8 protein-coding genes and 1 rRNA gene are annotated in these 15,130 nt (G+C 47.1%); 8 read left to right on the forward strand and 1 reads right to left on the reverse strand.

Translation table 11 applies throughout. From position 1 onward, the window contains the following. Positions 1 to 233: ribosomal RNA gene (locus F453_RS0113705) — 16S ribosomal RNA — on the reverse strand; the annotation flags it as partial. A 1,396-nt stretch (positions 234 to 1,629) separates the two neighbouring features. Between F453_RS0113705 and F453_RS0113715 the strand changes: the two genes are divergently transcribed. The 8 genes from F453_RS0113715 to F453_RS14495 form a co-directional block, all read left to right on the forward strand. Next, entirely contained in the window at positions 1,630 to 3,855 is a 2,226-nt protein-coding gene (locus F453_RS0113715) for a hypothetical protein (protein WP_018968519.1), read from the forward strand. 11 nt (positions 3,856 to 3,866) lie between these two features. Then, on the forward strand, positions 3,867 to 4,070 hold the full coding sequence (locus F453_RS0113720) for a hypothetical protein (RefSeq protein WP_009237857.1): 204 nt from the start codon (positions 3,867 to 3,869) through the stop codon (positions 4,068 to 4,070). 868 nt (positions 4,071 to 4,938) lie between these two features. Continuing rightward, positions 4,939 to 6,600 carry a SusR family glycan utilization regulator gene (gene susR, locus F453_RS0113725; protein WP_234398613.1) on the forward strand — a complete coding sequence of 554 codons (1,662 nt, stop codon included), beginning with the start codon at positions 4,939 to 4,941 and terminating at the stop codon, positions 6,598 to 6,600. Between the two features lie 224 nt (positions 6,601 to 6,824). Then, positions 6,825 to 9,821, forward strand: a complete 2,997-nt coding sequence (locus F453_RS0113730; protein ID WP_018968521.1) for a SusC/RagA family TonB-linked outer membrane protein — start codon at positions 6,825 to 6,827, stop codon at positions 9,819 to 9,821. A gap of 31 nt (positions 9,822 to 9,852) precedes the next feature. Next, positions 9,853 to 11,589, forward strand: coding sequence for a RagB/SusD family nutrient uptake outer membrane protein (locus F453_RS0113735; RefSeq protein ID WP_026292598.1), 1,737 nt, complete (start codon positions 9,853 to 9,855; stop codon positions 11,587 to 11,589). 19 nt (positions 11,590 to 11,608) lie between these two features. After that, entirely contained in the window at positions 11,609 to 13,168 is a 1,560-nt protein-coding gene (locus tag F453_RS14490) for a SusF/SusE family carbohydrate-binding protein (protein WP_025790200.1), read from the forward strand. A gap of 107 nt (positions 13,169 to 13,275) precedes the next feature. Further along, positions 13,276 to 14,730: a signal peptide-containing protein gene (locus F453_RS0113745; RefSeq protein ID WP_025790199.1), complete on the forward strand. Its 1,455-nt coding sequence runs from the start codon at positions 13,276 to 13,278 to the stop codon at positions 14,728 to 14,730. Positions 14,731 to 14,877: 147 nt separating this feature from the next. Beyond that, positions 14,878 to 15,130, forward strand: a 253-nt coding sequence (locus tag F453_RS14495) for a glycoside hydrolase family 97 N-terminal domain-containing protein (RefSeq protein ID WP_033404380.1), incomplete at its 3' end; no start/stop codon positions are given.

Below are 15,130 nucleotides of genomic sequence, written 5' to 3' on the forward strand. Positions count from 1 at the left end.
TCCTTCACCGCCAAACCTTTCGTCCAAATCGGATGCCGTCAATGGACAACATACGGTATTAGTCCGACTTTCGCCGGGTTATCCCGTGGTGAAGGGCAGGTTGGATACGCGTTACTCACCCGTGCGCCGGTCGCCATCGGGAATTGCAAGCAACCCCCATGCTGCCCCGCGACTTGCATGTGTTAAGCCTGTAGCTAGCGTTCATCCTGAGCCAGGATCAAACTCTCCATTGTAAAATGTCTGCGCATCAGGGGAATCCAAAAGAAAACCCCGAACGCTAAAAGTTTTATGCCTTGCGGCATTATCCCATCAGGACGAGCACCCAAATCTATCGTAGTTACACTCACCTGTATCGATTAACCCACTCCCAAAAAGGGAAAGGAGAACCGACGGTTCTTTAATGTTCTACCCAAACACGCCCGACCAAACGGGCGCGTCTGCTCTTGTACTACTACTGTCTATGTAAATCTTTCAATGAACTCTTTCATAACGCTCACGGGCAACTTTGTTCCCGAAAGCGGATGCAAAGGTAGGACATTTTTCAACAACACGCAAGCCTTTTTAAGGAAAATATCGAACTAAAACGCAAGTTTTTGAGTTTCTTTACATAAAACAAACAAGGTTGAAGAATACACCTTATATATATAGGGAAATAAATCTGTGATCAGGCATAATAAAAATAAATCCTGCGCCTAATCGCTTACCCAACACCATCAGACTGCCACCCATCTAGCTTCACCACGAAACCCAAGAAACAACCACGAGACTTAAATCAACTCCAACCTTAAGTCACCAGAATCATCAGGCAAATAAGTTGAGATGCCATAATATCCCTTGACTATAAACAGGAGGAATCCACCTTACACTAACAAATGAAACCATCCGACACCCTAAGCCTACACATTACTCAAAATATCAGAACAGACGCAACAACATGCCAAAGTAACTCATCGAAGCATAGTTACGCCAAAAACAAACATACAAATCCCCACGCACAACCCCACAACAGAAGAACAACGACCCTACAGAAAACGAAAACAAAAATTACGAAAAGAAAACAAACCAGCAACAGACGTCCTACGCAAACAGTTCTTAAATTAACATTATACGCAAACACCTTTTGGCAAACAAAAGTGAAATAAGAAACTAAACGTTTATTTAGTGTGAAATCTCAAAAGCGAATCATTGACACATCTGTTTTTTTTAATACCTTTGCATGTAGAAAGAGTGGGTATAGCAAAGAAACAATGACACAGAGCAAAACTCCTCTTGAGAGTTGAATAGAGAGAAACTTTCCGAAAAAGAGAGTTATTTGTAACATTTTTATGATGATAAAAGCAATAATCGTTATAAGAGCTATGTACTAAAATATTGTTTGATTTTATATTTTTAATGTTTTCAATCGAAAGTGAAACAGACTTTAATTAACAAAAATGAGCTATCAGTTCATATTTTAACGTGTTGAAAATCATCACCTGAGAATGGTTAAGCACCATCTCTCGGCAAATGAATCGAAAAAGAGGCAAAACCTCATTGCATAGTAATGGTATTAGCAAAATAAAGAGAATTTAAGTAGTTATAGTTATGAGAAAATTTTATCCTTTGGTATTATTGGCATTATGTGCTTGTATGCCCTCGGCGATAAAGGCGCAAGGACAACATCCAAGCACACACGAATGGATTGGAAACTCCATATCAACAGTGGTTACTTCAACCAATGAAGACATCAAGAACGTCTATTTATACAACATAGGTACCGGCAAATATCTCAATGCCGGCAGCTATTGGGGCACTGTTGTTGTAGGCTTTGGCGTTGGCATGCCTATCAACATCACCAAGTCTCCCACATCAGGCAAGTATCGCATGCAGGGTTCGCAGGTCACGACAGAAGGTAACAACATTGCCTTTGGCCGCAGAAAAGACACGCCAGGTTATAACGATATCTTCAATTACAACAACGTTTACGTAGACCGAGGTGTGGATTACGACCTCTCTAAAACCCCTAACCCATACACACATGAGCCCCATCACATCAATGGTATCCTCGATTGGGAATTTGAAGAAACATCTTCTGGCAGCAAAACGTATAAAATACGCTTCTACAACGACGAACAAGACCAAAATTTCGGTGGAACTCGCTACCTGCAAATGAAGAATGCGGGGCACAACAACACTTACCCTCTGGACTACCCCTCATCAGTGTCCAGCGGCGACAAGTCGGGCTTATGGAAAATCGTTACCAAAGCCGACCTCAAAGCCGCGTTCAAAGAGCAATACGCAACCGACGAGTCGCCAGCCGACGCAACTTTCCTTATCTACGACCAAAACTTCATTCGTGGCGATAAGGATGTTGAGAAATGGCGCGCCAGCGGTGGCCTTACATGGAAGTTCAGTAAGCCACAAGCCTATCTCTTCGAACCAGGCGACGCCGACTATACTTATTATGTTGGCAACGGATCTATTTCCAGCAACTACTACATGGCCCATTATGCTGGCTACTCCACAGCCAACGTAAGAAATCTTGGTAACAACAACCAAGCCAACGGAAAGGTAACCCAAGAAGTCGTTACGCTGAAAAAAGGCTGGTATCGTGTTTCGTGCAACGGATTTTACAACAGTAAATCGGGCAGCCAGATGGTTTCAAAACTCTTCGCAAAAGTACAGGGTAGAACCGAAGCTTACTCAAATGTTGAAACCAACCTGAACACCTTCGCCCACCAATTCACCTATGTATACGACGACTTAAAGCATACGTACGATGCATCCGACCACGAGAACAACCACATCAGTCCGTACGTAAAAGGAGCCAAGGAGTTTGAAAAAGGATTATATAACAACACCGTATTGGTGTATGTTCCCACCGATGGAGCCAAGCTAAACATTGGCGTCGAGATAACAAATTCCTCTCGCAAGGGCGATTGGACTTGTTGGGACAACTTCCGCCTTGAATATTGCGGAACGCAAGATCTCATTCTCGATGAAGCGCAAACAAGCATAAACTACATCACCAAGCAGGTTCAGCCCCACAAGGCAGCCACTTTGATATTAAAGCGCACATTGCAAAAGGACGAATGGAACAGCATTGTCTTCCCCGTATCACTTACCGCAAAGCAAGTAAAAGCCACCTTCGGCGAAACGGTTAAGCTCTCAGCATACCCCAAACAATCGTCTACGCTGAGCAGCCGCATCGACTTTACCAAGGTTTCGCTAGACAACGACGACGACATTGCCATCAAGGCCAACCACCTTTACTTGCTCCGTCCAACGAAAGAACCAACCGTACCATCCACCGCTGCACCTTATAAGAAGCAGATAAAAGATATCGGATGGGTTCAGGTTGAAGCTCCTTATTACATTATCAACAACGTTACCCTCGACATCGATCCGCAAACGCTGCCCAACTACTCGAACGGCATTCTGCGCGACGCCTCTACACCGTCGACCACAACCGACGAACGACTGCAGTTCTGTGCATCGCTTTACAACCAAACGACGAAAGTTGTGCCTGCCAATTCATACGTATTGGGCAAGAGTGCCAAGTCTAACAACAAGTGGTTGTGGCATTTCACCCAAAACCAAATGGCCGTTAAGGGCTTCCGCGGTTGGATAGCCACAGGCAGCAGCACCCAATCGAAAGCGGTAAACTTCTTCGTCGATGGCGAAGAAATTGGCAGCACGTTCAGCAACACCACTGGCATAACAAGCACACCGCTCCAAGCAGAAGACCAATTGTTTGCACAACCCTGCAACATTTATTCTGTCGATGGAAAATTGGTGCGCCCCAATGCCACCTCTACCGATGGCCTACCCAAAGGCATTTATATTGTAAATCATAAGAAGGTAATTGTAAAATAGAATTAGGGAGTATGAAAAAGCAAGCTTACACAAAGCCAAACTGTACGGCGGTATATTTTGATCTGGACGAACTTTTACGTGCTCCAGGCGCATCAAGTTTTGATAATGATGGCGACGGCAACACAGACCAGCGGCCAATTGTTCCTGGCGACCCCGACGAAATTGGGGCTAAGCCTGGCTTTGGTTGGGGTTGGGACGATGAAGACGACATCTAATCACACACCTTGCCCACGTCATCGGCAACACGTTAGACCATTTTTCCTAACATAACCCGAACATAACCGAGCACTCGGTAATGTACCTCTCATCCGCAATGCTCATCATCGGGCGTTGCGGATGTTTTTATATTAGGCAGATGGTTGGCGCCATGCACGATATAAAACCCAAATAACATAAAACCATTTAGACAGCCTACACAGCCGTCAATCATAAAATTAGATCACTCAATTCTTCAAAACACACCGCCATCCCTACCCCATTCTCCTCGAAGAAAACGGCCAAACAAAAGGTCATTTACGAAAAACCAGCCCGCGTTTAGAAAGACATTAAACATAGCTTTCTCTCTTCGCGCCATGCTATAACTATGCGGTACTCTTATTCCAGATAAGTTGGAACGTCATTCCAGATAAGTTGGAACAGGATTCCAGATGAGTTGGAACAGGGTTCCATCTTAGCGATACCAACACGGCTATTGATAAAACACATCTCAAAGGCTAAACATGCGTTAGACAGAAGCTTTACTAAAGTCTTGACAAAGGTGAGAAATAGTAATGAAACAGGTTGTTGAGAAGTCACATAAAAACGGCGAATAAGGTTTAGAAGTAGGGCTACCAGCACGCTTGCATAGGCCCAAACGCCCATCTGTTGGCTTTAAGTTAACCGCTAGAAAAACATGCCTGCCTCGCTGGCAATTTTCATTTTTACGCCCTAAAATTGCGCATGTTCAAAAAACATGACGTATATTTGCACATGCCGAAGAGAAATATAAAGACGCGTCGTACGATCCAACTTCCTATAATTGGGCATCATGAGTCCAAACAAAACATATCGACCTGCTCTCGGCAAACAAGGAAAGAGCCACGTATGTTTACCAAGATATTCACCCTAATGCTGTTGGCAATGTTGCCCATGTTGAGGGCCACGGCCGCGGTTAGCGACAGTTTGCTCAACGAATTGGACCACATCATTGAGCTACGCCCCACCTTCATCGCCAACAAAGAACGCGCCATACACCAGCTTCGCACCTCTTTGGGAGGTGTGAAAGGGCGAAACGTACGTGAGGAAATGAACCTTTGCGAACAACTTTGGCGCGAATACGCAGCCTTTAACACAGACTCGTCGCTCTTTTACGCCAGCAAACTCTATCAATTGGCCGAAAAGGCCAACGACGAGGAACAGATGTTCAATGCCGTATTGCACAAGGTAGAGGCACTAATAACCATCGGTATGTTTAAAGAGGCCTACGAACTACTGAACACACAATACCAAAAGCCATGTCCAAAGGATAAACGAGAGGTTTTCTACCATCTCTACCGAACGCTCTACGGACTAATGGCCGACTTCGCCGTTACCCAACAAGAGAAACAAACATACACTCACTTAACCGACACCTACCGCGATTCGCTATTGGCGAATTACAGTCCGTCGACACCGCTTTATAAGATGATATTGGCCGATAAGTTAATAGCACATGGCCGATACCGAGAAGCCTTGGTGCATCTGCAACCCTTCAGTTTGGGCAAAGATGGCCGTCTCAACGCCGCCTACGCCTACACCATGGCCGAAGCATACAATAGCTTGGGCGATGCAACCATGGCCAAGCGATATTATATCATGTCGGCCATTGAAGACATGAAGAGCGACACGCGCGAATACATATCGTTACGCAAGGTAGCCACTTTGCTTTTTCAAGACGGCGACATTGACCGTGCCTACAAGTATCTCACCATTTGCATGGACGATGCCAAGGCCTGTAACGCCCGCATGCGCATATTGGAGATACTAGACACTTTCCCCATCATCAACCAAGCCTATTTGGCCAAGAAGCATCAGCAGCAAATGGTGGTGATTTGGGTGTTGGTGGGCATTAGCCTATTGGCCTTGTCGCTGCTATTTGCCATACGCTACGTGCTCAAACAAAAAAAGGTGGTGGTTACTGCACGGCAAGAATTGGCCGAGGCCAACGAGCAACTGCGCGCCATGAACGCCCAACTGACGCAATATAATAAGGAGATAAAACAGCAAAACCAACTCATTGCCGAGAACTCGTACCTAAAAGAAGAGTACATTGCCCGATATATGGACCAATGTTCGATATATCTTGAGAAGATGGGCAAGCTGCGCACGCATCTCAGCAAACTGCTGTCTACGGGCAGAACCAAAGCTATGGCCGAGGCCGTGAAGGTTTCTAACAAGGAAGTTGAAGTGGCTTTGGCTGAATTTTACGATAGTTTCGACGACACGTTTATCCAACTTTTCCCTACATTTGTTGAAGATTTCAATGCCCTTTTGCAGCCAGGCGAAGAGATTGTACCCAAAAACGGACATCGGCTAAATGCCGAGCTACGCATCTTCGCCTTAATAAGGCTCGGCATAACCGATAGCGTTAAGATTGCCCAATTTCTGCGATACTCTACCACCACCATTTATAATTATCGCACACGTGTACGCAATAAGGCCCGCGGACACCGTGACGAACTGGAAACATTGGTAATGAATATCGGTAAAATAACAAGCAATCAGTAGGCAAAACCACTTCACACCCACTACTTTTTAAGCTTTACCGTCAACAAACAACCTACTGACTAACAACACGTTAGCATTTACAACACACTATATTTTCGATACTCCGTATTTTCTTCGCATGCATTTTATGTTATCTTTGCAAACAGAATGGGTGGCGGCATAAAGTCTGCCTCAACCCCATAGTGATGCAATCAATTAACTAACAATATTTCTTTTAAAAACCAATGAACATGATACCCGTGCAAATCAAAGGCATATCGTGGTGCAAAGGATTGGCCCTATTGGTGGCCCTACTATGTTATACCACCGCGTTTGCCCAAAATTTCAGTGTTAAGGGTTTGGTTACCGACAAAAACGGAGAGCCCATTGTGGGTGCCACGGTGATGGAACAGCGCACCAAGAATGGCGTGGCAACCGACATCGACGGCAACTTTACCATCCGCGTAACCAACGAAAGGGCCGTGCTGCGAATATCTTATATCGGATATAAGCCGCAAGAAGTGGACGTGAACGGACGCACAACCCTCAACATAACCTTACAAGACGATGCCGCAGCCAACTTAGACGAAGTGGTGGTTGTGGGCTATGGAACGATGGATAAGAAAGAGCTTACCTCGGCCATTGCACATGTTTCGTCGGCCAATTTTACCCAAATAGCCAGCGTCGACCCCTCAATGATGATTCAAGGCAAGGTGGCAGGCGTGTCGGTTACCAACACTGGGGCTGCCGACCCTAATAAAGAAGCCAGCATACAGGTACGCGGCGTATCGTCGCGTAAGGCTGGATTGGGGCCACTTATCGTGATAGATGGTGTCCCAGGCGGAAATCTCACCAACCTAAATCCCAACGACATCGAGAGCTATGATATCTTGAAAGACGGTGCTGCCAGTGCCATCTACGGAACACGAGGCTCTAACGGCGTGATACTTGTTACCACTAAGAAGGGCCGTAGAGACGGAAGCATGCATACAACGTATAACGGCATGGTGTCTTTTGACGTGATTAAGCATGAGCTTGATATGCTCGACGCCGACGAATATCGTGCCAACCGAATTGCTTCGGGCACCGGCTACGACCTCGGTGGCTCAACCGACTGGTTAAAAGAGGTTAGCCAAGTGGGTGTAAGAACTCAACATACGCTCACGTTGAGCGGTGGCGACCTGCGTTCGAACTATCGCGTTTCGGCCGATTATCGCAATGCGAAGGGCGTAGATCGTTATTCGGGGCGCGAAGAATACGGTGCGCGCGCAGCCTTAAATCACACCACCCGTAGCGGATTGTTTACCTTTGGCCTGAACATCGCACCGCGCGTGGCCTATCGCAAAAATGCTTCGTGGGACGTTTTCCGCAACGCCGTGGAGGCAAATCCCACTACACCCGTGATGGATCCACAAAATCCCACACTCTATTACAACTTTAAAGGTCAGCCTGCAGCCTACAATCCCGTAGAGTTACTTAAACTCGACCAAGACACGGGCACAACAAAGCTTATCGACTGGGATGCTAGCGTGAGGCTGAATCTCTTCCCCTTACTGCTTAAAAACGACGACAAGCAGATGCTAACCACGCAACTCAACTTCGCCGATCACCAATACGACAACTATAACCAATGGTTTCGCCCATCTACGAGCACGTTAGCCATCAACGCAGGACGCGATGGTGAGGCCAAGCAAGAATACTCCAAATCTTCGCTTCGCAGCCTAGAATGGATTACCAATTACAGCAATTCGTGGGGCAACAACAACGTTAAGGTGATGTTGGGCTATTCTTACGAATACAATGTGTACGCTGGTTTCAACGCCGAGAACAAGGATTTCCCCAACGATGCCTTAACATACAACAACCTTGGTGCAGGTATATTTGCCAAAGAAAAGGGCGAACTGGGCATGGGGTCGTATAAAAACGACTCCAAACTGATTGCTTTCTTTGGCCGTGTGAGCTACGACTGGAAAGGTCGCTACCTGCTTACGGCCTCGCTTCGCCGAGAAGGCTCGTCCAAATTTGGCGTTAATCACAGGTGGGGAAGCTTTCCCGCCGTATCGGCAGGTTGGCGAATATCCGACGAACCCTTTATGGAAGGCGCCAAAAGTTGGCTCACCGACTTGAAGCTACGTGCCGACTATGGCGTAACGGGTAACCAGAACTTCGACAGTTACAAGTCGCTCAACACCATGGGGGGCTTTGGCTACTATCTCTACAATGGTAAAAACTACCAAGTTTGGGGACCTGGCAAGAACGCAAATCCCGACTTGAAATGGGAAAAAGGCAAGAACTGGAACATCGGACTTGACTGGACGCTGCTTAAAGGACGGCTATATGGGTCGTTCAACTATTTCAGTCGTCGTCAGCAAGATCTCCTTGGCGACTACAACGTGTCGGTTCCGCCCTACCTCTTCACATCTACCTTTGTCAATGTAGGTTCGATGCACAACAGCGGTTTTGAGTTCGATGTAACTTGGAATGCCATCAAGACCAAGGATTTCAGCTACACTTTGAATGTGGTTGGCGCAACAATGAACAACAAGTTTGTAGATTTCAGCAACAGCAAGTTCGTCGGACAAGACTATTACGACGAGGTTAGCCCCGAAGATCCATATCCTTTCCACCATCTGCAACGCATCGAAAGGGGTCGCCGCATTGGTAGTTTCTACATGCTGAAGTATGCAGGCGTTGACAAACAAGGACGTTGGGTGGTGTACGACAAGAACAATAACATGGTGCTTGCTGACAACGCCACCGACGAAGACCGACAATATGTGGGCAACAGCTTACCTCGTTTCACGGGTTCGATGACCCACACCTTCCACTACAAGCAGTTCGACGCCTCGTTGTTCTTCCAAACGGCTTTGGGTTTCGACATCTTCAACATCCACGACTTTTATTATTCAACGAAGAATTTCCAAGGCAACGTGATGGATAAGGCATATAGCAAGAACAAGCTAGTGAACCAAAACCCCATTGTTAGCGACTATTTCTTGGAACCAGGCGACTATCTGAAACTCTCTTCGGTAAACATTGGCTACACGCTTAACCTCAATAAGCGTTTCATCGACAGTGTGCGCATCTACGCCGCGGCCAGCAACCTGTTCACAATCACCAAGTTCTCGGGTATCGACCCTTCTACTTGGGAACTAAACGGATTGACCCCTGGCGCAACAAATTCGCGCACCTATTATCCCAACACACGCCAGTTTATGCTAGGCATGCAGATAGATTTCTGATCCACAACACATCTTTTATTATCATCGCAATATGAGAAAGACAATCAAATACATGGTAAGTTCGCTGGTGTTGGCAACAAGTCTCGTGGCATGTACCAACCTTGATGAGACGCTTTACGACCAAGTGGCTTCGCAAAATTACTATAACACCAAGGAAGATGTTATCCGTTCGGTACTCCGCCCCTTTGAACACGGCTACTGGAGCATACAAAGTCGCCAAGTGCTTAACGAAGAAACGGCCGACCAACTCATTACGCCCACCCGCGAAGATTGGTGGGATGATGGTGGCCGATGGGCACGTTTGCACCGCCATCAGTGGCTGGTTAACAACGGAGAGGCACAAAGTGAGTACAACGGATGTTTTCAAGGCATCATGCAAGCCAATCTTGTTATCGAAGACTTAGATAAACTTTCCGCAGCGCAATTTGGTTTTTCGGATGCAGAGTTCAACAACCTCAAGGCTCAAAACCGCGTCTTGCGCGCATGGTTTTACCTGCGCTTGCTCGATGCTTTTCGAAATGTGCCTTTGGCTGTAAGCTTTTACGACACTTCCAAAAACACCCAAGAACAAGTTGATCCTAAAACGATTTTCGGGTTTATAGAAAGTGAATTGAAGGCAACTTTGCCCCTATTGACCAAGAAAACCTCAATGGGCGGCAACCAAAACCTGCAAGGACAATGGACGCAAGCTGGCGCAGCGGCCTTGTTAGTACGGCTTTACCTTAACGCGAAAGTGTATGTTGGCAAAGAGCATTATGCCGATTGCGCCAACTATGCACAAAAGATTATCGATGGCGAATATGGCTCATACAAGGTGGCCGACCGCTGGGATGCCGCCTTCGATTGGAACAACGAAACCTGCGACGAAGTTATTTTCGCCTTTCCTGGTGCTGCAGGCTACTCGCATTGGCATTATAAGGGCGACTTGTATTGGTGGTCGGTTCCTTCAAAGGCTAGCGATTGGCTCAAAGACACTAAGAACAAGGAGGGCAGTCACAACATTAAGTATTCGGTTTCGCCCAGCTATAACCCCAAAGGGGAGAAGTACAACTTCGAATTGGGCATGCCCATCGCGCGCTTTAAAGATTATCCTTCGGACGTGCGGTTGAAAAAATACACCAACCTTGGCAACAACAAGCGCGAAGGACTCTTTGTTTATGGCAAGATTGCTTATACCGACGAGAATGGAAATACGGCCTACTTGAAAGACCACAACGGCCGTTATACCTTAGATTTGCGTGATGCCGTGGGTAAGTTTGGCGCTACCGATGGCGACAAATGGTTGGCCAGTGCCGACAGCCGACTAGAAAACGGCGACGACAATTCGGGCTGGATGTTCGTAAAATACCCGCTCTACTCCGACGATGAATCAGGTCAGCTGGAAGCCGACTACTGTGAAATACGTCTGCCAGAAATCATTTACAGCCTTGCCGAATGCAAATTGCGCCAAGGTGACGCTGCTTCGGCAGGTCGTTTACTCAACGAAGTGAGGAAGCGCAACTATCCATCTACCGATTGGAACACTGCCCTCTACACCCCCGAAGGTGCTGCCAAGCTCGATATGAAGGAGCTATTGAACGAATGGGGACGTGAGTTCTTCGCCGAAGGACGCCGTCGTGTAGACCTCATTCGTTTCGATAAGTTCCTCAATGCATGGTGGGATAAGGATGCCGATGTTGACAATCACACGCTGATATTCCCCTTCCATCGCGAAATATTGGGTGCAAATAAGTACCTAAAACAAAATCCCGGTTATAACGAAAAATAATTTAAAACCTATTTCTGCAATGAAAAGTTTAATGAAACACGCAACACGAGCCATCCTGCCATTAGTAGGGGTATTGGCAATGATGTCTTGCCACGACGACAAAGACATCAACGTGATAAACGAAGAACTGCCGCTGAAGGTGGCACACTTATATATGGTGGGTGACGCAACGCCCACGGGATGGTCTATTGATAACCCTACGGAGTTGACACGTGATGCCAACGACCAGTTTATATTTACCTATCACGGCAAATTGAATGTAGGCGAGATGAAGTTCCCCTTGACTAAAGGCGACTGGGGAGCAACCTTTATTTATGCGCCCACAGCTGGAACAGAAATCAACGAAAAAGGGGTGGCCCAACCAGGTCTCGACGTTCGCAAGGGTGGTAACGACACCAAGTGGAAGGTTACACAAGCAGGCATCTACACATTAACCCTTAACCTTCGCGAATATAAGCTAACTGCCACCTACGAAGGGGCAGAACCTGTAACACCAATAGCATCTAAAACGCTAGGTTTCATTGGCGACGCAACCCCTGCGGGATGGTCGAGCGTGGCTGCAACGATGTTTACGAAGACATCGGATACGCCCTTACAATTCACCTACGAAGGTCATCTCAAGACAGGCGAGTTTAAGTTGACTTACGATGGAACGGTGCTTAAAAAGTATGCTGGTCCGTATATCCTAGCACCCGAAGCCAATGTTACGCTCAATAGCGATGGTGTTTCGAAACAAGGAATGAATGTGGGTGGAACCGACAACAAGTGGAAGGTGACGCAGGCAGGCACTTACAAGCTGGTGTTTGACCTTACCAACCACACCATTACCGTAGCAGCTTTCACCCCCGATGCCGCCTCCAACCCTTGGGACACCGAAACATTATATCTGCTGGGACAAGCTGGCACAGGCTGGTCTATCGCCGATGCGCTGCCATTTAAGAAGATAGCCGACCACAAGTTTGTTTATGCAGGCGAGCTGAAAACGGGTAGTTTTAAGCTAATGGCTACCAATACAGGGGGATTCGACACAGAAGACAAGGACTGGTTTTACGCTCCCGCCAATGATACAGCCATTGGCGAGGCGGGTGTTGCTACCGACGACGTGGTGGCAGGCAATCATAAAAGTCCCGATAACAAATGGAAAGTGACTAAGGCTGGCAACTACGTACTAACGATAGACATGAACACGCACAAGATTTCGGCCGAATTTGTGGGCGAAACAGCATCGAGTATCGCCACGTCCGAAGCCCGATTGGTGGGCGACGCCACGCCTACTGGCTGGGACATTACTGGCACGGCCATGACAAAAGCTTCGTCTAGTCCCTTGGAATTTACATGGCAAGGCAAACTAAAAGAGGGCGAATTTAAGGTGGCCATCACATCTACGAATAACGATTTTTCTGGTGATTGGTTGCAAGCGCCCACTGCCAACACAACCGTTAACGAAGCAGGCATTGCCAATGGAAATGTTGTGAAGGGTGGCGACGACAACAAATGGAAGGTTACCACAGCTGGAACGTATAAGATAACCATTAATTTCTCTACACGGAAGATTAACATTTCCTACGTGGGTGCGTAGTCTTTCGCCTACGGGATATCATCAACAGCGATACCCGCTCCTTATATATATAATGTGTATGGAGCATGGGTATCGTCACAAAACCTAACAGCAAGACAATATTGAACATGAAAAAATATTTCATTGCTAGCTTGGCTTTCATGGCACTGACCGCTAGCTGCAACAACAATACATGGGACGTAACAAGCGATCTCACTGTAGATGCAAGCGACCCCACCGTGGGGCTCACCCCACTTGCCCAACAACAAGGCATGGATAATGCTCCCTTATACTGGAGTGTGTATGGTGCGCTGCGCCAACAAGAGAAAGAAAAGTCCTTTCCCAACATATTCACCACAGCCGATTGGGATAAGGCCATCGAATATGTAGCCACCAATCTAAAACCTTACGGATATGATATGCTCGTTACCGACGGCTTTGCATCGATGAGCGGAGATAACGGTTACATGACACGTTATAGCAGAACGAAGAAAGACGAGGGCTCACCTGAGGTTGAATTAGCCGACATCGTGGCCAAGTTAAAGGCCAAGGGCTTGAAGCTTGGCGTTTACGACAGTCCCTTTTGGCTACACTATACCAACCCCGATGCCGTTATCCCAGGTACTGACGGTATCACCGTGGGTAGCCTTCGCTATAATCCCGCCACCGACACCAACGTTTTACACCCTACAAAGAACGATAAATTTGGCTGGGTTGTCACCGACCATCCTGGCGCAGAACAGTTCTTCGAGGGATTCTTTAAGCACTATTCAGACATGGGCGTGAAGTTCATACGAATCGACTTCCTATCGTGGTACGAAGACGGTATGAACTATTCCGACCAAATAGATCGTGGCTATGGGCGCGAACGCTATGTAAAGGGCTTGCAATGGATCAACAAGTACGCCCAAAAATATGGTGTTTACGTTTCGCTAGTTATGCCTCACTTGAAAAATAATGCCATCATCGAACAGTATGCAGGCAATATGGTGCGCATCGATGCCGATGTATTGGAAGGCTCTTGGTATCGTTTTTCCGACAACAACAGGGGTACTTTGCGTGGCGGATGGCCCAATTCGGAGAACGCCTTCGATGGTTTCGTTAACTGGTCGAAGATCTCTGGCCGACAGAAAGTGCGTCTCGACGGCGACTTTATACGCATTGAGAGCTTTGCCAGCGATGACGAAAAGATGTCGGCAGTGTCGCTTCCGCTGATGGCGGGCGGTCCAATAGCCGTCACCGACATGCCTACGGGCGACAACTTGAAGTTCTTTCAAAACGCAGAAATATTGGCCTTGCAAAAGGATGGATTTGTGGGACAACCTTTAACACGCAACCTTTGGAATGCAGACGGACAGATTTGGTATGGCCAAATGAAAGACGGTAGCTGGGTAATAGGTCTCTTCAACCGCGAACAAGCAATAGCAACGCGCACGCTCGACCTGTCTAGAATAGGTTTGGCGGGTAACTGGAACATCCGCGATTTGTGGAAACATACCGATGAAGGGGTGGTAAATGGTAAGCTAGAAGCGCAAATTCCCATCCACGGATGCAAGATAGTCAAGCTCACGAAAAGTAACTAATAGCCTTGAAGCACAAGTTATGCATCACGTAGGGGCAGGCATAAACGTCTGCCCACTACTTTTAAAGGCAGGTTCTAAACATTGGTTTTATAACCCCAACTAATGTGATTATAAGACCGATAAATACTCATAAATTCACCAACTACAATGCGAAAAATATTCTTTTTGATGTTTCTTTTTCTCATTTCGACCGTATATTCGGCCACCGCAACAGAAGTGACATCGCCCAATGGAACGGTAAAGGTAACGTTCAACGTAAACAACACCGTGCCCACCTACACCGTAACCTTCCGTGGCAAGCCCGTAATCAAGCCCAGCCGACTGGGATTTGCGCTGGTAAAAGGTGGCGACTTGCTCGACGGATTTACCCTCGTGGGCGAAGAGAAGGGCTCGGCCGACG

This window comes from Hoylesella loescheii DSM 19665 = JCM 12249 = ATCC 15930 (assembly GCF_000378085.1).
GTDB classification, from domain to species: Bacteria; Bacteroidota; Bacteroidia; order Bacteroidales; family Bacteroidaceae; genus Prevotella; species Prevotella loescheii.